The organism is Candidatus Albibeggiatoa sp. nov. BB20, assembly GCA_016744725.1.
Taxonomy (GTDB): domain Bacteria; phylum Pseudomonadota; class Gammaproteobacteria; order Beggiatoales; family Beggiatoaceae; genus Albibeggiatoa.
In genome coordinates, this window is record JADGDW010000082.1 from 1 (window position 1) to 19880 (window position 19880).

General features: G+C 38.0%; 16 protein-coding genes and 1 pseudogene. 11 read left to right on the forward strand and 6 right to left on the reverse strand.

Going from position 1 to position 19880, the window contains the following annotated elements:
- Positions 1-509 precede the first annotated feature (509 nt).
- Positions 510-2534 carry a methionine--tRNA ligase gene (metG, locus tag ABXH34_RS10410; RefSeq protein WP_353571818.1) on the forward strand — a complete coding sequence of 675 codons (2025 nt, stop codon included), beginning with the start codon at positions 510-512 and terminating at the stop codon, positions 2532-2534.
- Between the two features lie 220 nt (positions 2535-2754).
- Positions 2755-3891 carry a cell division protein ZapE gene (gene zapE, locus ABXH34_RS10415; protein ID WP_502710408.1) on the forward strand — a complete coding sequence of 379 codons (1137 nt, stop codon included), beginning with the start codon at positions 2755-2757 and terminating at the stop codon, positions 3889-3891.
- 73 nt (positions 3892-3964) lie between these two features.
- Here the strand turns inward: zapE and ABXH34_RS10420 are convergent, their stop codons facing one another.
- Complete coding sequence (locus tag ABXH34_RS10420) at positions 3965-5263, reverse strand: ATP-binding response regulator (protein ID WP_353571819.1); 1299 nt, start codon at positions 5261-5263, stop codon at positions 3965-3967.
- A gap of 159 nt (positions 5264-5422) precedes the next feature.
- Here ABXH34_RS10420 and rsxA point away from each other — a divergent pair, with 159 nt between their 5' ends.
- Positions 5423-6001, forward strand: coding sequence for an electron transport complex subunit RsxA (rsxA, locus tag ABXH34_RS10425; RefSeq protein ID WP_353571820.1), 579 nt, complete (start codon positions 5423-5425; stop codon positions 5999-6001).
- Positions 6002-6288: 287 nt separating this feature from the next.
- Here the strand turns inward: rsxA and mrcB are convergent, their stop codons facing one another.
- A complete protein-coding gene (gene mrcB / locus ABXH34_RS10430) occupies positions 6289-8628 on the reverse strand; it encodes a penicillin-binding protein 1B (protein WP_353571821.1) in 2340 nt (779 codons plus the stop codon).
- A 436-nt stretch (positions 8629-9064) separates the two neighbouring features.
- On the opposite strand from mrcB, the gene rplM reads away from it, so the two are divergent.
- Both rplM and rpsI read left to right on the forward strand, forming a co-directional pair.
- Complete coding sequence (rplM, locus tag ABXH34_RS10435; protein ID WP_353571822.1) at positions 9065-9493, forward strand: 50S ribosomal protein L13; 429 nt, start codon at positions 9065-9067, stop codon at positions 9491-9493.
- Between the two features lie 15 nt (positions 9494-9508).
- Complete coding sequence (rpsI, locus tag ABXH34_RS10440; protein ID WP_353571823.1) at positions 9509-9895, forward strand: 30S ribosomal protein S9; 387 nt, start codon at positions 9509-9511, stop codon at positions 9893-9895.
- Between the two features lie 295 nt (positions 9896-10190).
- Here the strand turns inward: rpsI and ABXH34_RS10445 are convergent, their stop codons facing one another.
- Together ABXH34_RS10445 and ABXH34_RS10450 are read right to left on the reverse strand one after the other, a co-directional pair.
- Complete coding sequence (locus ABXH34_RS10445) at positions 10191-10949, reverse strand: ferritin-like domain-containing protein (protein WP_353571824.1); 759 nt, start codon at positions 10947-10949, stop codon at positions 10191-10193.
- A gap of 57 nt (positions 10950-11006) precedes the next feature.
- Positions 11007-11465, reverse strand: coding sequence for a hypothetical protein (locus ABXH34_RS10450; protein WP_353571825.1), 459 nt, complete (start codon positions 11463-11465; stop codon positions 11007-11009).
- Positions 11466-11637: 172 nt separating this feature from the next.
- Here ABXH34_RS10450 and fdxA point away from each other — a divergent pair, with 172 nt between their 5' ends.
- Positions 11638-11961 carry a ferredoxin FdxA gene (gene fdxA, locus ABXH34_RS10455; RefSeq protein WP_353571826.1) on the forward strand — a complete coding sequence of 108 codons (324 nt, stop codon included), beginning with the start codon at positions 11638-11640 and terminating at the stop codon, positions 11959-11961.
- Positions 11962-12091: 130 nt separating this feature from the next.
- Here the strand turns inward: fdxA and ABXH34_RS10460 are convergent, their stop codons facing one another.
- Positions 12092-12961 (reverse strand): hypothetical protein, encoded by an 870-nt coding sequence (locus tag ABXH34_RS10460; RefSeq protein WP_353571827.1) that lies wholly within the window; start codon positions 12959-12961, stop codon positions 12092-12094.
- Positions 12962-13405: 444 nt separating this feature from the next.
- On the opposite strand from ABXH34_RS10460, the gene ABXH34_RS10465 reads away from it, so the two are divergent.
- The 4 genes and pseudogenes from ABXH34_RS10465 to ABXH34_RS10485 all read left to right on the forward strand — a co-directional run bounded on the left by ABXH34_RS10465 (position 13406) and on the right by ABXH34_RS10485 (position 15177).
- A complete protein-coding gene (locus ABXH34_RS10465; protein WP_353571828.1) occupies positions 13406-13957 on the forward strand; it encodes a Uma2 family endonuclease in 552 nt (183 codons plus the stop codon).
- A gap of 109 nt (positions 13958-14066) precedes the next feature.
- Entirely contained in the window at positions 14067-14192 is a 126-nt protein-coding gene (locus tag ABXH34_RS10470) for a helix-turn-helix domain-containing protein (protein ID WP_353571829.1), read from the forward strand.
- A gap of 335 nt (positions 14193-14527) precedes the next feature.
- Positions 14528-14980 (forward strand): annotated as a pseudogene (locus tag ABXH34_RS10475) (RNA-guided endonuclease InsQ/TnpB family protein); the annotation flags it as partial.
- A gap of 86 nt (positions 14981-15066) precedes the next feature.
- Positions 15067-15177 (forward strand): helix-turn-helix domain-containing protein, encoded by a 111-nt coding sequence (locus ABXH34_RS10485; protein WP_353571831.1) that lies wholly within the window; start codon positions 15067-15069, stop codon positions 15175-15177.
- A 276-nt stretch (positions 15178-15453) separates the two neighbouring features.
- Here the strand turns inward: ABXH34_RS10485 and ppsA are convergent, their stop codons facing one another.
- On the reverse strand, positions 15454-18960 hold the full coding sequence (gene ppsA, locus ABXH34_RS10490; protein ID WP_353571832.1) for a phosphoenolpyruvate synthase: 3507 nt from the start codon (positions 18958-18960) through the stop codon (positions 15454-15456).
- 456 nt (positions 18961-19416) lie between these two features.
- Here ppsA and ABXH34_RS10495 point away from each other — a divergent pair, with 456 nt between their 5' ends.
- The gene (locus tag ABXH34_RS10495) at positions 19417-19821 is read left to right on the forward strand and encodes a GtrA family protein (protein WP_353571833.1); all 405 of its coding nucleotides are present in this window, start codon (positions 19417-19419) and stop codon (positions 19819-19821) included.
- The last annotated feature ends 59 nt before the right edge of the window (positions 19822-19880 follow it).

A 19880-nucleotide genomic window follows, 5' to 3' on the forward strand; every position in this document is an offset into this window, starting at 1 on the left:
GGTCAAAGATATCCTTGAAAAACACAATAGCTCTATTTGTTGTGATTATGATCTCATAGAAGAACAATGGAAATCTTATTTAGCCTGAGTTCAATATAATTTTCAGATATTCAGAATCAGTTGGTTACATAGCTTTACTTTCATTTTAAATCTCATAAATGGCTGATTTTATGAGATATATAGTTTTATATAGCAAACTCATCATGAATGTTACAAAAACATTTGACTTTCAGGCCTGTCTACCCTAACACATAAGAAGGGATTAACTATAAAGTTAATTAGTAAGGTAACTCACTAAACTACATAGCATTTGACTTCTTGTATAACAATAGTTTCAATCTAACAATTTATCTGTAATTCAACTACCCCCTAAAAAATTGATTTCAAGGATTTGCAAAATACACACATCTTGTTTCTAATGCTTTGTTTAACATATTCTTTAGAGTGATAGATTGTTAATTAACAACCGAAATGCTACCTTATGCAAACGCAATAAAGATACACTAAGGATGGAGAACAAAATGCGTAAGATTCTTGTGACCAGTGCCCTGCCTTATGCCAATGGTTCAATTCATATTGGCCATTTAGTCGAGTATATTCAAACAGATATTTGGGTGCGCTTTCAAAAAATGCAGGGCAATCAGTGCTACTATGTCTGTGCAGATGATGCCCATGGTACGCCAATTATGCTACATGCGCAGAAAAAAGGGATTTCCCCCGAAGAATTGATTTCCCAAGTGCATACCGAACACAGCCAAGATTTTCAAGATTTTTCAGTCCAATTCGATAATTTTTACTCAACTCATTCGGATGAAAACCGCCATTTTTCCAGCCATATTTATAAAGGCTTGCAAGCAGATGGTCACATTATTCAAAAAACCATCAAACAAGCTTTTGACCCTGAAAAACAAATGTTTTTACCCGATCGCTTCATTCGTGGTGAATGCCCTCGTTGTGGTGCAAAAGATCAATATGGTGATAGCTGTGAAGTCTGTGGCGCAACTTACAGCCCAACCGATTTAAAAAATCCAGTCTCTGCACTATCAGGCGCAACCCCAGTTGAAAAAGAATCAGAGCACTATTTTGTTAATTTAGCTAACTTTGAAGAGATGTTAAAAAAATGGACGAAAAGTGGTAGTTTACAGACCGAAGTCTCTAACAAATTGGATGAGTGGTTTACCGATGGCTTGCAAGCTTGGGATATTTCTCGCGATGCGCCTTATTTTGGTTTCCAAATTCCGGGAACAGAAAATAAATATTTTTATGTCTGGCTAGATGCACCAATTGGTTACATGGCCAGCTTTAAAAATCTTTGTGACAAACAAGGCCTTGATTTCGATGAGTTCTGGGCTGAAGACAGTAAAGCAGAACTGTATCATTTTATCGGCAAAGACATTATTTATTTCCATGCTTTATTCTGGCCTGCGATGTTAACAGGTGGCAAATTCAGAAAACCAACCTCGATTTTTGCCCACGGCTTTTTAACCGTTGATGGACAAAAAATGTCTAAATCCCGCGGCACATTCATCACTGCACGTTCCTATTTAGATCATTTGAATCCTGAATATTTACGCTATTACTTTGCAGCTAAGCTCACGCCTAATGTTGATGATATTGACTTGAATTTAGAAGACTTTATTCAGCGAGTCAATTCTGATTTAGTTGGAAAAGTGGTCAATATTGCCAGTCGTTGTGCAGGATTTATCACTAAACGCTTTGATGGCATGTTAGCTGAATCATTGCCTGACAGTGCTTTATACGATAGTTTTATTGAGGCGGGTGCTGACATTGCTCAAGATTATGAAGCACGTAATTATAATAAAGCCATGCGCGGTATCATGGCCTTAGCTGATAAAGCCAATCAGTATATTGATGAAAACAAGCCATGGGTGATTGCGAAAGAGCAAGGCAAAAATGCTGAATTACAAGCTATTTGCACTCAAGGCCTGAATTTATTTAGAGTATTAATGAGTTATTTAACCCCAATTTTACCGCCAATGAGTCAAGCGGTTGAGACGTTCTTAAATGCACCGATGGTGTGGCAGCCTGAAGCTTTGTTAAATCATAAAATTGAGAAGTTCAAGCCATTGATGAAACGAGTTGAACAGCCTCAGGTTGATGCGATGCTTGATGCGTCAAAAGAAAATCTAGCAGCTCAAGAAACTGCGTCGAAAAAGCCTGCTAATGATAACCCACCAATTGCAGATTTAATTGCATATGATGATTTTGCTAAAGTCGATTTGCGGATTGCAAAGATTGTAAATGCGGAACATGTTGAAGGTGCTGATAAATTATTACGTTTGACTTTGGATATTGGAGAGGAAAATACACGTAATGTTTTTGCTGGGATTAAAGATGCTTATGCGCCAGAAACTTTAATTGGTCGTTTCACAGTCATGGTGGCGAACTTAGCACCGCGTAAAATGCGTTTTGGAATTTCTGAAGGTATGGTGTTAGCCGCTGGGCCTGGTAAAAAAGACTTATGGATTTTAAGCCCTGATGACGGTGTGCAACTGGGTATGAAAGTTAAATAATGTTCTGCTGTCAGCTTGTCGTTTAAAGTGTTTTTTGTGAAATCTAACATATTAAAACTGTTGGATTTCACTCTCAAAGATTTCATTTCCTCTCATATAATCCAAAAAATAGCTAAGCGAGGTATTTACTATGCTGAATGGTTGCTATTAATCTTTCTTATTCAATAAAATTTTGTTATGATGCAATGCACCAATATAATCATTGGGAATAGAGCATCTTATGTTAACGACAACACAACAACACATAACACCTCAACAAATTTATCAAGCTGCCTTAGCAACAGGCGATTTTTGTGAAGATGCTGCACAAGCTAAAGCTGTTGATCATACCCAGCGGTTGTATGAAGATTTGTTGAATGCGCTCCATGAGCCTAAAGTACAAATGGCAGATTTATGGTTGAAATTATGGAAGCGAAAAACCAACTCAAAGCAGCAAACTATTAAAGGTTTATATCTTTGGGGTGGTGTTGGTCGAGGCAAAACCTATTTAGTTGATAATTTTTATCATACTTTACCGTTTAACAATAAGTTACGTTTGCATTTTCATCGTTTTATGCAGCAAGTACATGATGAACTTAAGCAATTAAAAGACATTCAAAACCCACTGGTAAAGGTAGCACAACATTTTGCAGAACGAACTAAAATATTGTGCTTAGATGAGTTTCACGTCTTAGATATCGCCGATGCAATGTTATTAGGTGGCTTATTGCAGGAGTTATTTGAGCAAGGAGTCACACTGGTCACAACATCTAATGTGCATCCAGATGATTTATATAAAGGTGGTTTGCAGCGTGACCGTTTTTTACCAGCAATTGATTTATTGAAAAATAGTACTCATGTTATCAATGTGGATAATGGGGTTGACTATCGCCTTCGGGCTTTGGAACAAGCTGAAATTTATCATCATCCTTTAGATGCCGCAGCCGAACATAATATGCGACACAGCTTTACAGAAATTGCACCAGACCAGCCTGTTATTGGTGGTAGCATCAATTTATATGGACGTGATATTCCAACCATTCAAATGGCTGATGGGGTTATTTGGTTTGATTTTCATACTTTGTGCGATGTCCCACGCGGTACGCCTGATTACATTGAGATTGCAACGTGTTATCAGACTGTTTTTGTCAGCGGCGTGCCTAGTATGGGTGATGCTGAAAATGACTTGGCTTTGCGGTTTGTGAATTTAGTGGATGAATTTTATGATCGCAGTGTGAAATTGATTATTGCAGCAGAAGAATCTGCAGATTTGTTATATACAGGTAAACGCCTTGAGTTCCAATATCAGCGCACACTGAGCCGTTTACAAGAAATGCAGTCTCATGAGTATTTAGCCCGTGAGCATAAGCTTGGATAATCTTTTTTCAAGCAATAATAAGGACTGATCCTTTTTTAAAAAGATTGGCAGTCCTTTGTTCAACTGTTAACCGCTATTCTTTGACTAATGGAAATTCTACAATAAATGTTGTGCCCTTACCTACTGTACTTTCACAAGTAATTTCACCATTCATTGTTTTCACTAACTTTTTGACAATAAATAAGCCAAGACCCGTTTCAGGCTCATTAGCAGTGGCTCGTGGACTTAAGTGCGGAAATTTGCTAAATAACCTTTGCTGTTCTTCCAAATTAATCCCAACGCCCTGATCTTCTATCTCACAGTGCATTACAGTGTCATCTTTAATAAAGCGTACAAAAACTGTTTTACCATAAGGTGAATATTTAATTGCATTAGAAATCAAATTATCTAATATTTGTAATAATGCCCGTTTATTTACCAACAATTTACATGCTTGATGCGGTACTTCAATTTGTAAACTAATCCCTTTTTCACGTATGCTGTCTGAATAATCATCGGCTAAAAATTGTAATGAGCTGCTGACATCATAAATGCCTAATGGCATATTAAACTTACCTGTTTCAATATCATTAGCCTGCAACAAGTTTTGAATTAACTGGGTCATGCGTTGTGAACTGACTTCAATAATTTTGGCAAATTCCTTTATTTTATCTCGACCAAATTGATGGATAGAACGCTGCATTAATATTGATAGCTCATGTATTGCCTCTAGGGGCTTTTTCAAATCAGTAGCCGCAATGGCGAGAAATTCGCTCTTTTCTTGAGTTAATGCAGTGAGTGACTGATTCAACCCTGTCAATTCCTGATTGGCATGAAGCAATTCTTTGTTTTTTTCATGTAATTCGCGAGTACGTATAAAAACTTTTTCTTCTAGGCTTTGGCGTAACGCCTCTAAATGAATCAAATTATCATAAGCACGCAAATTAGCTGTAATAGCAGTAAATAGTTTTTGCTCAGTCAGTTCGGTTTTATTTTTATAATCATTGATTTCATAACGGCTAATGACTTCTTTTTCAGGTGCATATCCTGCTTGTCCTGTGCGCAATATGATTTGTACAAAATGGTTTTGCATCTCTTCACGTACATACTTAACAAACTCTAGTCCTGCATTATCCGTTTCCATCACCACATCTAGCAAAATAATAGCAATATCATGGTGGTCTTGTATGAATTGACGAGCTTGTTGAGCAGAATAGGCATTGAACATTTGTAAGCCTTTATCTGCGTAAACGAAATCGTCTAATACAAAATGTGTTACCTGATGCACCTCTTTTTCATCATCTACAATCAGTATTTTCCAGCCAATCTCTATCGAACTGGCAGAAACATCTATATCCTCTTCTTCAAATAAAGGCTTTTCGTCCTGACTCATATACATAAACCTTGCTCAAAAATAAGCTATGAATTTGAGGTTCAATACTAGCAATTCTAAATGTCAATGCGCTTACAAACTTCAATTATCATCTTGCATTATTGCCTTACACTCTTTTACAATACTTGTAACCTATGTTAAATATTGATTGTTAAGCTTATGACTGAATATGTATTGATTTTTATTAGCACCGTACTTGTCAACAACTTTGTGCTGGTCAAGTTTTTAGGCTTATGCCCGTTCATGAGCGTATCAGGTAAGCTAGAAACAGCAACAGGTATGGGCTTAGCCACTACTTTTGTATTGACGCTTTCTTCAATTAGCAGTTATTTGGTCAATCAGTATTTGCTCGTACCATTAGAGTTAGAATTTTTACGTACCATTGCCTTCATCTTGATTATCGCAGGTGTGGTGCAATTTACCGAAATGGTAGTACATAAAACCAGTCCAATGCTGTATCAAATGTTAGGTATATTTTTACCTTTGATTACAACTAATTGTGCGGTGCTTGGCGTTGCCTTATTAAATGTACAACAGGAAAACGGTTTTATTGCATCAGCAGTGTATGGATTTGGCGCAGCTATCGGATTTTCAGTTGTATTAGTATTATTTGCAGCGATTCGGGAGCGGGTTGTGGCAGCAGATGTGCCAGAAACATTCCAAGGTGCGCCCATTGCGTTTATTACCGCAGGCATTATGGCTTTAGCATTTATGGGATTTGCAGGCTTGGTGAAATAAGTCTCATGCTGGAAAATCCAAATGTACACTTTTAAAACAGTGCTTCGGATATTTTTTTAAGATACATCATAAAATCAGCAATTTATAAAAGAAAGATTGGATTGATAATTTGTTAAAATAGCTTGTAAATATTGCGGAAGGTTTTGGAAGTGGATAGTTTAAAAAATCTTTATCACATGAGTTATTTTTTAACAATTTACTCAAGACTACCTGCTATTTTAAAAACGGGCAGTCTTGAGATGTGAAGCTTAATATAGCAATAATTCAGTTACGCTAAGTCTCATTGCCTACTTAAGAGCACTGACCGCCAAACGATTACGGCTAGAGTGTTTAATAAAAGGCATCAATACTGCGCCTCGTCTGCCTTTATTGCTCGAACGGCCTGAGTTGTAATCCACCCATTGCCAATGAATTTGAGATGGCGTGATTGGGTTGGCTGATTGACGATCCAACATCTTAATTAATTCACTCCAAACCACCATTGCGCCAGAACCACCACTCAAATAAATCGGACGGTTATCATCACGGCCTAACCATGTTACAACTGAATATTGGCTATCAAACCCAGCAAACCAACTATCGCGTAAATCGTTACTCGTACCAGTTTTACCTGCGATCACTCGATTGGTTTTCAAAGTGCTAAATACCTTTCTACCTGTGCCTCGTTTTACCGCTTGTTGTAATGCGTAATTTAACAAAAATACGTGTTCAGGTTCAAAGCGTGGTTCAACTGAAATTGCATAACGTTGTAATGGTTCACCACGATGATTTAACACATCTCGAATCGAGCGCAATGGCACACTAAAGCCACCACTAGCCAACGTTTGATACATTTGTGCGACTTCAAGCGGAGACATGGAAATACTGCCTAATAAGGTTGAAGGATAAATCTTAAATTCCTTACTAACCCCCAAGTGTTGCATCGTTTTCTTGATTTTACGCAATCCAATATCCATACCTAGGCGTACAGTTGCCAAGTTGTACGAGTTAGCTAATGCTTTGTGCAAACTCACTTTTCCATGAGAACGGTGGTCATAATTTCGTGGTTTCCATACTTCGCCTGTTCGATAATCTGTCCATTCATAAGGACTGTCATCAATAAGGGTATTCAATGAATATCTATTGTTATTTTCCAATGCTGCTAAATAAATCGCCACTTTAGCTAATGAACCAATTTGACGCATCGCATTTAATGGCCGATTAAACCCTGCAAACTTTGAATCACGCCCATTTGCCATTGCCATGACTTCACCGTTTCCACTATTCGTTACCACCATTGCGCCTTGCAATTTTCTGGTTTTCTTATTCTCTCGTTCTAGCTGCCGAATGCCACGTTCCATTGCTCTTTCAGATTGGTGTTGCATAATCGGATCTAGCGTAGTAAAAATTTGTAGCCCTTCAGAACGCAAATCCTCTTCACGATAATCCTGATGTAATTGATGCCGCACTAGGGTTAAAAAACCAGGGTATGGCGAAACTCTATCACGTATTTCTTTTGTCACATTCAAAGGTTTGGCTTTTGCAAGATTTGCCTGTTCTAAAGTAATTTTACCTTGGTCATGGGTCATCGTAAGTACGAGATTACGCCGATTCAATGCCCGTTCTTGATAACGTCTTGGGTTATATTGCGATGCCCCTTTTGCAAAGCCAACTAATAGAGAGACTTCTGATAATTTCAATTCATCTAGTGGACGGTCAAAATAAAACCATGCTGCCATACCAAAACCATGAATCGCACGATCACCATCTTGTCCTAAATAAATCTCATTTAAATAGGCTTCTAAAATTTCCTCTTTGCTGTAATGCCATTCAACTAATAATGCCATCACCGCTTCGTTGACTTTACGTGTTAAGGTTCGTTCGGAAGATAAGTAAAAGTTTTTAATCAATTGTTGAGTGATGGTACTACCACCTTGACCAAGATGGCCTGTTTTTACATTGGTTAACATGGCACGCAGGATACCGCGAAAACTAATTCCGTTGTGTTCAAAAAATTGTCTATCTTCCGTTGCAATCAAGGTGTTAATTAGATTCTGTGGCACATCTTTCAATTGCACTAAAATACGGTCTTCATTATGAGTTGGGTAAATTTTGCCAATCATCCGTGGCTCTAAGCGTGTTAAAGCATAAGCTTTACCTGAATCCAGGTTTTGAATCTGTGATACTTTATTATTACGAAATCGAATTTTTAAACGGCGAGACGGTTCAACCGCATCCCAGAATTGGAATTTTCGCGTATAAACATAATAATCCGAACCACGCTGCTTAAATGTTCCCGGTGCGTTGAGTTGACTCGTTGGTTTATAACCGATGGCTTTTAGCTCCGACTTCAACATCTTTTGAGTGATAGGCATATCAGCAAACAACTCTAACGGACGCGCATAAACCCGAGCAGGTAATGCCCAGCGTTTGCCCTCAAATTGCTCTCGAATTTTAATATCAAGCCAACTGATATAGCTGAATGCAGGCGCAACAAGTAGTATCAGTAGTAGCCATCGCCAGCGAAATTTAGAACGTGGTGCTGCCTTAGGCCGCTGTAACATACTAGATGGGCGTGGTGGTCGTCTTGTCGTTCTTGTTGGACGACGCGGACGAGAGTTAGGTGGTCTTCTGCGTATGCGGTTCATTAGCTTAAACTTGTGTTAAATTCATATATAACAGTTATTTATTGTCAATACTTATACCATTATATAAAGAATCGCTGCTTTGACATTGATAATACTAGTCAAATCTATTTAATGTGTATACTACTATAAATAATTACACGAAACAATTTAATTACTTTAGATTTTTATCTAATTGAAACAAGTCACTGTTTAAAATTAAACAAAGCTGACATTTTTATGTAAATTTATAAAATATTAGCTAGAAAATGACTTGCATTTTTTTACAGAGCAGGATTGATACCGCTTAAAAATAGGATTAGATATTTAAACTGACCCATAAACTATAAAATTAGATTTTTTTCACCTACTTAAGACAAAAAAGACTTGACATTACAGGCGTAAAATTTTACATTTGTCAGCTTTTATTAAACCGATTGAGTTTGTGGAGTAGCCCTAAATGAAAACCTTTAGCGCGAAGCCAGCTGAAGTGAAGCGTGACTGGTTTGTGATTGACGCAGAAAATATGGTTCTTGGTCGCTTGTCGACTGAAGTAGCTCGTCGTTTACGCGGGAAGCATAAGCCAGAATATACACCACACGTTGACACAGGTGATTATATCATCATTGTAAACGCAGAGAAAATACGAGTCACAGGACGTAAAGAAACAGATAAAATGTACTATCACCATACAGGTTTTCCTGGCGGTATCAAAAGTATATCTTTAGATAAATTGAGAGATTCACATCCTGAACGTATTCTTGAAAAAGCAGTAAAAGGTATGTTACCTAAAGGTCCTTTAGGACGTGCCATGTTACGTAAATTGAGAGTGGTTGTAGGCCCTGAGCATGAGCACACGGCACAGCAACCTATTACATTGGCATTATAAGCGGGTTAACAGAAGATGGAACAATTTTACGGTACAGGTAGACGCAAAAACTCTAGCGCACGGGTGTTTGTACGCCCAGGTGATGGAAAAATCACTGTAAATGGTAAAACCTTAGAAGACTATTTTGGTCGTAAAACAGCACGTATGGTTGTTCGTCAACCTTTAGATGTTGCTGATATGCACGAACGGTTTGATGTGTATGTTACTGTCGAAGGCGGTGGCACAACAGGTCAAGCAGGTGCAATTCGTCATGGTTTAACTCGTGCGTTAATTGAATATGATGAAGGTTTGCGTTCTCCGTTACGTAAAGCTGGTTTCGTCACTCGTGACGCACGTGAAGTTGAACGTAAGAAAGTTGGCTTACACAAAGCGCGTAAACGTCCTCAGTACTCAAAACGTTAAGTCGCCTTTTGTTCAATGCGAGGTGAGTGGCTATGCTTACCTTGTGTTGGATTAATATCCACTTTCTTTTTAGCAGCAATCAAATCTATCCCCACTAACACCCAAATCTAAACATTCATTTAAACTCATTCTGATTCGCAAGCGATTATTAATCACAAATTTGATAAACCACGCTCACGCCATATTTTATACGATGGTGAAATAATACTTGGCAAACTCATTTTGTGTAAAGCTTTATACTTGTGTCCGAATTATGAGCTATTTTTGTAATAAATCACATTGAACTATAAATCAACTATAAACGTTCTAAAGCATCAAGTTCAGCTAAGCTAAACCCCGCTTTTAAACGCGCTTCAATATTAAAAGGGCCTCGAATTTTGCCCCGATAATGTAGATTTAACAAGGTTCTAAAAGTAGCTTCTGGCTCTAAATCACGTTGGGTGCATAATTCATTAAACCAACGAGTTCCAATGGCAACATGTCCCACCTCATCATGCAAAATCACTTTTAAAATATCAACCAGCTCATCTTGTTTAAGCTGTTGTAATTTTTTCATAATTTTGGGTGTTGCATCTAAACCGCGTGCTTCCAATACTCTTGGTACTAATGCCATCCGCACCATGACATCATCTTCGGTTTCGACAGCCATTTCCCATAAACCATTATGGGCGGGTAAATCCCCATATTCATAGCCCATTGCTAATAGTGGTTTTCGAATCATGGAAAAGTGCAAGGCTTCTTCATCAGCAACTTGAATCCAATTACAGTAAAAATCCCGTGGCATATTGCGGAAACGGTATACCGCATCCCACGCTAAATTAATTGCATTGAACTCAATATGTGCAACGGCGTGAAGCAAAGCAGCCAAACCCTCTGTTGAGTGTAATTTACGTTTTGGAACAGATTTAGGGGCTACAAGCTGTAAATTATCAGGTCGACCTGCTTGGGGAATTGAAGTAGGTGCTTGTGAGTGATCTATGTGAAGTTGATTTTCACGCCATGCTTTGGCATAGGATTGGGTTTTTTCGACTTTTTCATCTATTTGGCAGCACATTATGCATTCATAAGCTGCATCGAATACATTATTCATAAATAAGTATTCAGGATGGGATTAGGGGAATTCAATAATGACACGGTTAGGCTTCATTTCGGCATGGTAAGAAATATGAATATCTTGAGTATAAGGATAAACAACCCGTGCAATTGACTGTGCTCTTAATTTAGACGCATGGGAAGATGAGACGCTGTCTCGTTTTAGAGGCGCAGGCGTTGCTAAAATATGGATTCTTTGACTGCTATCCAATTCTAAGGTTTTAAGCAAACCATCTATTTTTTTACGTTCACTGACACTTAATACATCAGCATCAGGTGGAAATTGTACTTCAATTCTACGATTAACCTGGTTTTTTTCAGGCAATGCATTTGGTTCTAAAACCGGTTCGTATACTTGGGTAGAAATTGCTTGATTTTTTGCGGATATTTGCGGCAATGATTTAGGCGTATAGCCAGCTTCTACTATTGGAATGAAACTGTTATTCCAAGCGGGCCGATTATTTTCAAGATAATTCAATGCCCACGCAAACGCAACAATTGTGCAGAGTAGCAAAATAAAGATAATAAAAGTATTGAATAGTGTCTTGAGCATTTTTTTAGGAGATAATTTATCTACATCTAGTGATGATTCTATTATAAAATAGCTCAGTTTTCAAACTTTAAACTACTTATTTTAGAGAGTGCGTAGTATGGCTTACATTGTCACAGATAATTGTATTTTATGTAAATATACGGATTGTGTTGAGATATGTCCTGTAGATTGTTTTCATGAAGGGCCTAATTTTTTAGTGATTGACCCAGACGAGTGTATTGATTGCGCATTGTGTGAGCCTGAATGCCCTGCTCAGGCTATTTTTGCTGACGTAGACTTACCTGCTGATCTTGAGCATTTCACAGAGCTGAATATTGAATTAGCAGCGGCTTGGCCTGTTATTGACGAGCAGAAAGAGCCATTACCTGAGGCTGAAAAATGGGATGGCGTTAAAGATAAGCTACAGCATTTAGAACGCTAATTAGTCTTTTATGGCGCTTATTGTTACATATTAAATAAACTGTCAGAGTACTGTTTTGAGGGTTGTTTTTTAGAAGATTGCCAATCCTAGCCAAGAATTTTCTCTAGGGTTGGCAACTCTAAGTCATTCATCAATAAGCAATAGAAGAAATCAAAATTAGCCACGTAATGCTATAATTAATCAACAATATAACAAAGGCATAACGAGTAATTGCAGATGAGGTTCTATTCCTAAGGTTGACTTTGATATACTGGGTTAATTTTCCTGCAATTAGAAAAGCTGCACCAAATGTAATTGCAGTTAGAAGTATTGTGCCCGTAGTTTGAACAGAATCTAACACATCCTCAATCCCTTCTTCCCTAAGTATTTCCACAAAAATATTGTTTGGCTTTTTAAGTTTTTTCTTAGTTGATTTCATTCCGTAATCTGCAAATGCCTCAATCACTTCTAATATTAATGCAGTAAAATCTAAATCCATTGCATTCGCAATACTGAGCGCAATGCCAGAAGATATAGCGAGGAATACAATCAGTGTAACGCTATACAATGGCGAAAGAGATAGCCCTGAGATAATCCCTAAGGTTGCGATAAAACAGCTATATACAATAAGCACATACAGCCCAATAAAAAAGGGTTTATCTTGTATATCTGGTTTAGGTGCAAGCTTGCCAAATAGTAGCCAACACATTCCTAGCAAAAATGTTATTGTAAAATAGGCTGATGATGACCATACCCATTTTGAGACAGGAAGCCAACGCATTGCTAAACAAAAGCTGGTAAAAAGCAAGGGCAATATAATCAGATGACTAACTAACCACCCAACAATACGCTGGTCAGTATCATGCCGAAATAGACGCTGATATTCAGCTAAGTTTTTTGGCTGCCATAAAATCCAATACAGCAAAATGACATAACTGATGGGATTCCATACGGCTAATTCATGAATATTTTTAAAATTAGGACGAACTTGGGTTCTTGTTTTTGTTGTAGATATTTTCATGTCGGCGGCTTCAATACAATTAAATTCAAAAATAAATATTTTAGAACTTGCTAACTAGTGAAAGAGCAAGCTAATAAGTCGCCTAATTCAATGATTTTTTTCAATATATAAATTCTACACAATCAATGTAACCCATTATATTCAACCCTAGTTTTAATGAATCTGTGGGCTCTATTATAACTTAAATTTGATATAAAGGCGTAGAGAATAGCAAAGATTATTTGTAACTGCCTAGCGTAAGTAGGGGGATAGATTATTTTCTGCGTTCTGTAAGCTCTTTACCCTTAATCCACCTTGTGGCATAACTTTGGTAGGTAATCACTAATAAATTAAAATAGTTGCTTTGGGTTCTAATCATCTGATCTGATTTATAATATAAAATGAGGCTGTATGATAATTGAAATTGATTTATGATAATCCTAAATCTAAAATAGGAACAGTTCCATGTCCACACAAGCTAAATTAAGTGCCACAGAATATTTAGACCTAGAACGCTTAAGCAAGACTAAGCACGAATTTATCAATAGTGAAATATTCGCAATGGCGGGTGCCAGTGAGGCGCATAACTTAATTGTCATGAATATTGGTGCGAGTTTACATAGTCAAGCTAAAAAACGTCCCTATCGTGTATATCCTAGTGATTTACGAGTACAAGTGCTTGATGGTTATGTATATCCTGATGTCACCATAGTCTGTGGAAAACCTGAATTTGTGGGAAAAGATAATTTAACCAATCCTAATTTAATCATTGAAGTCTCATCGCCTGCAACTGAAGATTATGATTTTGGAGGCAAATTCGCGCGTTATCGACAATTAGAAAGTCTACAAGATTATATTATTGTCTCTCAAGATAAAATCATGGTTACACACTATACTAGACAAGATGCAAAGCATTGGTTATTAACAGAATTAACTGATGCTCAGGCAACAATCAGCTTGAATCATTTACAATGTCATTTATTGTTAGAAGATATGTATGACAAAGTATTTGAATAGGCTTTAAAAGGGGTAATAACAGCATTTTAAAATCTATACGAATCATTGCTATTATGTACTAATGTTAAAAAGACTCGTTAAAATAAGAAGCTGATGGACGCTTTAAACGATGTTGTTAGCACATAAAGTTGAACTGAGGCTAACACAAGAACAAGCAACATACCTCGATAAAGCGTGCGGTTCACATCGTCATTGTTACAACCAACTATTAGCTCACTTTAAAGACCACAAATGATCTAAATCAGCCGCTTACCAATATTATATCAAAACTATCCGCCCTCAATTCGATTAGTATACAGAAGTCTCTAGCCGCGTGACTCGTAATGCCATTGATGATTTAGACAACGCCTTCAAACATTTTTTTTAGACGTGTCAAAGCCAAGCAAAAAGCAGGATTCCCACAGTTTAAAAAGAAAGATGTGAATGATTCTTTTGCACTTCGAGTTCAAGCTAAGTTTGATGTTAATGGGCGTTTATTGCGAATAGAAAAGCTCAAAACTAGGATACGGATGCGCCAAAAACTGTGTTTTGATGGAATAGCTAAACAAGTCACCATCAGTAAAAAAGCAGGGAAATATTTTGCTTCTATATTTAGTTGAGATGCAAGAATACAATCCCAAAGATATTGAGCGTCAACCTAGAGTCGGCGTGGATTTCGGGATTAAAAACCTTGCCACGTTAAGTCATGGTGTGTTTTTTCCAGCTAATCAAAAATTAAAAGCAAATCTAAAGAAACTTAAAAAATATCAACATGCTTTGTCCCGAAAACAAAAGGGTAGCCAACGCCGAGCGAAAGCCAAGCTCAAAGTGGCAAAAATGCATTTTCATATTAGTAATCAAAGACAAGCAGTATTGCATGAATTAAGTGGTTATTTAACCCGTCACTTTGACCATATCGTGATTGAAGACTTGAATGTTAAAGGTATGGTTAAAAACCACAAGTTAGCACGTAGCATCATTGATGCAGGCTTTGGCTATTTGCGAGCACAGATACAATACAAAGCCAAATTACGTCATTGTTGATCGATTCTTTCCAAGCTCTAAAACATGCTCAAACTGCGGTCAAATTAAAACAGAGTTACGTTTAAGTGACAGGACTTATCTTGTGATTGTGGTCTAAAGTATCGACCCCTAATGCCAAACCACAATTTGAAACCGTTATGAAAGTGATAAATGCCTTAAAGTTACAACTTAGTGCTACAACTACAACCTTGAAATAAACCAATGGCGAAAGCTTTACGTAAGATTTAAAAAATTGAGGATGGACAGGATATTAACTCGCACCAATGCAGATATCAATATAATACAAACAGCCGATATGAATAACTCAAATGCCAATCAAGGTGATAATGTACAACAATTGATGCAGCAACTCTCAAATTTAACGCCTGAACAACAAAAACAATTTTTAGAGCAAATGGCGAAAATAAAAAGCTAAAGGAGTGCAAAACTTGTTTTACCTACGCAGAATAAATTCAGCACTCCTGAAATAAAAATTACTTATTCTCAGCCAAATATAACCAAGTTGAAACCACGGTATCAGGATTTAACGACACACTGCCGATGCCTTCATCCATCAACCATTTAGCAAAATCCTCATGATCTGAAGGCCCTTGACCACAAATGCCAACATATTTATCTTGTTGACGGCAGGCTTGAATTGCTTGATGTAATAAAGCTTTCACCGCATCATTACGCTCATCAAATGAATGAGCAACCAACCCAGAATCACGGTCAACACCTAAAGTTAACTGAGTCATATCATTCGAGCCGATTGAAAAGCCATCAAAATATTCAAGAAATTGTTCAGCCAATAACGCATTCGATGGTAATTCACACATCATGATTAAACGTAGGCCATTTTTGCCACGCTCTAAGCCATTTTGAGTTAATACATCAATCACTTGCCGTGCTTCATCCACAGTACGCACAAATGGAATCATCAATTCAACATTGGTTAAACCCATTTCATCCCGTACTTTTAGCATTGCCTGGCATTCCAAAGTAAAACAATCTTGAAACGACTCGGAAATATAACGTGACGCGCCCCTGAATCCAATCATCGGATTTTCTTCTTCAGGCTCGTATTGTTTGCCGCCGATTAAGTTAGCGTACTCATTAGATTTAAAATCAGATAAACGCACAATCACAGGCTTGGGATAAAACGCGGCGGCCAATGTGGACACGCCCTCAGCTAATTTATCCACATAAAAACTGACGGGGTCTTTATAACCACTGATGTGTTTTTGAATTTGTTTTTTGATTTCTGCAGGTTGAGCTTCAAAATTAAGCAAGGCTTTAGGATGAATCCCAATCATACGGTTAATAATGAATTCTAAACGCGCCAAACCAATGCCCTGATTAGGAAGGCTAGCGAAATCAAATGCACGGTCAGGATTGCCCACATTCATCATCATTTTAAACGGAATATCTGGCATTTCACCTGTGTCAGAAGTCACCACTTCGTATTCAAGCTGACCTTTGTAAATATAGCCTGTATCACCTTCGGCACATGATACTGTAACAAGCTCATTATTCGGCAATTGATGAGTCGCAGTATTGCAACCTACCACCGCTGGAATCCCCAACTCACGCGCAATAATCGCCGCATGGCAGTTGTTGACCATAACAGGCGTATAATTTTCTGTGAACACAATATAGTTATGATGGTCTTCGACCGTGATGTTGTACACCCAAGCTTGACCCAAATCAGCGACTAAATTCACGCGGGCTTGACGGATGTCGCTATCGAGCAAAATCTGCAAATCTTGTTTTAATTCAGCATTATCCAATTGTTCCAGCGCAGAAATTAAACCTTGCTCATTCAATAAGAAATTGTTTTTAATCCGTTTGGCTAATTCTTTATCCGTTGATTCGGTGAATAATTGGCGCGTATTGAAATAACGGATACTGTCGTTTTGAGATGTTGTGACTTTGATTTGTTGGGTATAACTGGAAAGTTGATCGAGCTGTTCGGCAATGACAATCGTATGTTGTTGAGCTTGTTTCACTACTTGCGGCACAATACCAACACGCAAACATGCGACGATGGCAGCTTGTAAATCATCAATTTGAGTCACAGTAAAACTGATTTTGCCGTGTTTTTCATAACCTGTGCTATCAATCAAACCCGCTAGGAAATGATATGCCAGTTGCTCATCAGATTTCATCAGGCTGGTAATCAATTTTTGCGTATCCAGCGCAACTTCTTGGTCATAAGCTTGAAGTTGACACCAGTTTTCACCACCGACCACTTTGTCACATTCCACTTGTTGTTGCTGATAGGCTTCATGAATGGCGGTTTGATTTTGTGCCACTAACTGTTGTTCAATTTGCTCACGGCTGGCAATCGAGCTGACTTGGGATTCTAAGCCTGTAGCGACTTGTCCTAACCAATAGGCAAGCTCGCATTCTTTGTCCGTTGAGCAGCGTAATTGCGGTAATTGTTGTGCCAATAATAAACAATCATCGTTGTCTAATAAGGTTTGGATTTCAGTATCAACTAATTTACCTTGCGCCAAATTCAACATCTTATGGTCAGGTGTGAGCTTTAAAGTATTGTCAGATAAACGTCCTGTTTGGGGTACGTTGATTTGAATTAAGTTGCTCATTTTACGCATGGTATCAGTGATGCGTTTCCACTCAATTTTGAGGGTTTGGCGATTCAGCGCAGGAACTTTTAAATTTTTAACACCACGTTGATAAATATCCGCAAAACTCATAAATCCTTGGTTGGTCAACACTTGAGTATCACCTGCAAAACAAGTACGGCCGCCACGGTTGGTTACAATCGCCGACGCACGTTTCATCACAGGTTCCCAATCAGGATCCGTCATATCGGTGACCAGCACATCGCCTTTTTGTACCAACGACATTTCTTTAATATTGTGAATAATCCGCACAGGGCCTGAGCCAATCTTTTGCCCAATACTACGCCCTTCAACTAAAATATCACCCTTCTCTTTAAGGTTAAATCGTTCAACCGTTGCGCTGCTATGGGTTTGACTTTTCACGGTTTCTGGACGGGCTTGCAAAATGTAAATCTTGCCATCGTTGCCATCTTTACCCCATTCAATATCCATTGGACGTTGATAATGACGTTCTACAATCAAGGCTTGACGGGCGAGTTCTTCCACATCGTCATCGTTAATCGAGAAGTTGAGGCTATCAGATTCAGGCACTTCCACGGTTTTGGTGCTGATTTCGCCATACACCATTTTAATCACTTTGCTGCCACGGTTGCGGCGTAAAATCGCAGGACGACCTTCTAATAAGGTGTGTTTGTGGACATAGAATTCATCGGGATTAACTGAGCCTTGTACCACGGTTTCGCCTAGGCCATACGATGCAGTAATAAACACCACATCTTGAAAACCTGACTCCGTGTCTAAGGTAAACATCACACCACTTGAACCAATATCACTACGTACCATGCGTTGAATACCCGCAGAAATCGACACATCATGATGCTCAAAACCTTGGTGTACACGGTAAGCAATCGCGCGGTCATTGAATAAGGATGCAAACACTTTTTTCACTGCGTCTAATACATCGTCAGAGCCTGCTACATTGAGATAGGATTCTTGCTGGCCTGCAAATGAGGCATCGGGCAAATCTTCAGCCGTGGCTGAGGAACGCACTGCGACCGTGATATGACTGCCTTCAGAATCTAACAATTTTTGATATTCTTGGCAGATCGCTTGTTCTAACTCAGGCTCAAATGGCGCATCCATTACCCATTGACGAATTTGTGTACCCACTTTGGTTAGGGTTTCGACATCATCAACATCAAGGCTGTTTAAGCTGTCGTAAATACGTTGTTTGAGGTCATTTTGCTGGATAAATTGGTTAAACGCGAAGGCTGTCGTCGCAAAACCATTGGGCACACTTACGCCTAGGTTATTTAAGTGGCTAACCATTTCACCAAGCGAGGCATTTTTACCGCCAACGGTTGCCACATCGTCAAGCGTAAGCGAAGCAAACCCAATCACATAGCTTTGCACGGTATTCTCCTTTTTGAGAGATTTCTACAATCATGAAACAGTCAATTATAGCTTATAAGTATTATTTTATAAAAACCATTAGTTTTGTTTATTGATGCGTGGTGGAAAATGAGGCTTATTTGGTCTATCAATATTGGGAGATATGAGGAAAAAATCAAATAGGTTTTAGGCTAGAATAATAACTGTACGCTGAGAGCGTTCAACGGCAAAATATACGGCATGTTTTCTATCCTTTTCCTAAACAGGTTATTTGATGGATTTTATTTTGTTCTACTCATCCTAAATATCTGTAAGGCAAGTTGTTAATACAAGCAACAGTTTATCTACTATGAGCTTAAGCATGAAATCAGTATAATAACGTTGTTTTTGTACTTTAAAATAAGTGCTTATGAACATAGATTATGCTATGAGTAACACTATATTTACACATCCATATTCAGACAAAATATCAATTTTATGATAAACCAATTACTTGAACCGCATTTTATAAAAAAAATATTTAAATTTGGTATTGTTGGTGGCAGTGCCACAGGCATCCATATTGGTTTGGTTTCAATGCTTGTGGAATGGGCTAATATGAGTCCCGTCATTGCGACTTTTCCTGCTTATTTGCTGGCATTGTCATGGTCATATACGCTTAATCAACGTTGGACATTTAAAGCTCAAGGTCATTACGCGGATTTTTTACCTAAATTTTTGCTGGTTTCACTGATGGGACTAGTGGTTTGCTCCATTATTATGTATGGTTGTGAATTATGGCAAATACACTATCAAATTGGTTTGCTGATTACGGTGATTGTCGTGCCAATGTATAGTTTTTTCCTTAATCATTTTTGGGTATTTCGTCATACTTCAGCTTAAAATGATGCTTAAATTAAATCCTTACTACTCGCCGAATATTTTATGATTCATGATAAACC

Coding starts and splice junctions, on each gene's coding strand:
- metG (WP_353571818.1), top strand. CDS start 510: ATGGAGAACAAAATGCGTAAGATTCTTGTGACCAGTGCCCTGCCTTAT.
- zapE (WP_502710408.1), top strand. CDS start 2,755: ATGTTAACGACAACACAACAACACATAACACCTCAACAAATTTATCAA.
- ABXH34_RS10420 (WP_353571819.1), bottom strand. CDS start 5,263: ATGAGTCAGGACGAAAAGCCTTTATTTGAAGAAGAGGATATAGATGTT.
- rsxA (WP_353571820.1), top strand. CDS start 5,423: ATGACTGAATATGTATTGATTTTTATTAGCACCGTACTTGTCAACAAC.
- mrcB (WP_353571821.1), bottom strand. CDS start 8,628: ATGAACCGCATACGCAGAAGACCACCTAACTCTCGTCCGCGTCGTCCA.
- rplM (WP_353571822.1), top strand. CDS start 9,065: ATGAAAACCTTTAGCGCGAAGCCAGCTGAAGTGAAGCGTGACTGGTTT.
- rpsI (WP_353571823.1), top strand. CDS start 9,509: ATGGAACAATTTTACGGTACAGGTAGACGCAAAAACTCTAGCGCACGG.
- ABXH34_RS10445 (WP_353571824.1), bottom strand. CDS start 10,949: ATGTGCTGCCAAATAGATGAAAAAGTCGAAAAAACCCAATCCTATGCC.
- fdxA (WP_353571826.1), top strand. CDS start 11,638: ATGGCTTACATTGTCACAGATAATTGTATTTTATGTAAATATACGGAT.
- ABXH34_RS10460 (WP_353571827.1), bottom strand. CDS start 12,961: ATGAAAATATCTACAACAAAAACAAGAACCCAAGTTCGTCCTAATTTT.
- ABXH34_RS10465 (WP_353571828.1), top strand. CDS start 13,406: ATGTCCACACAAGCTAAATTAAGTGCCACAGAATATTTAGACCTAGAA.
- ABXH34_RS10470 (WP_353571829.1), top strand. CDS start 14,067: ATGTTGTTAGCACATAAAGTTGAACTGAGGCTAACACAAGAACAAGCA.
- ABXH34_RS10495 (WP_353571833.1), top strand. CDS start 19,417: ATGATAAACCAATTACTTGAACCGCATTTTATAAAAAAAATATTTAAA.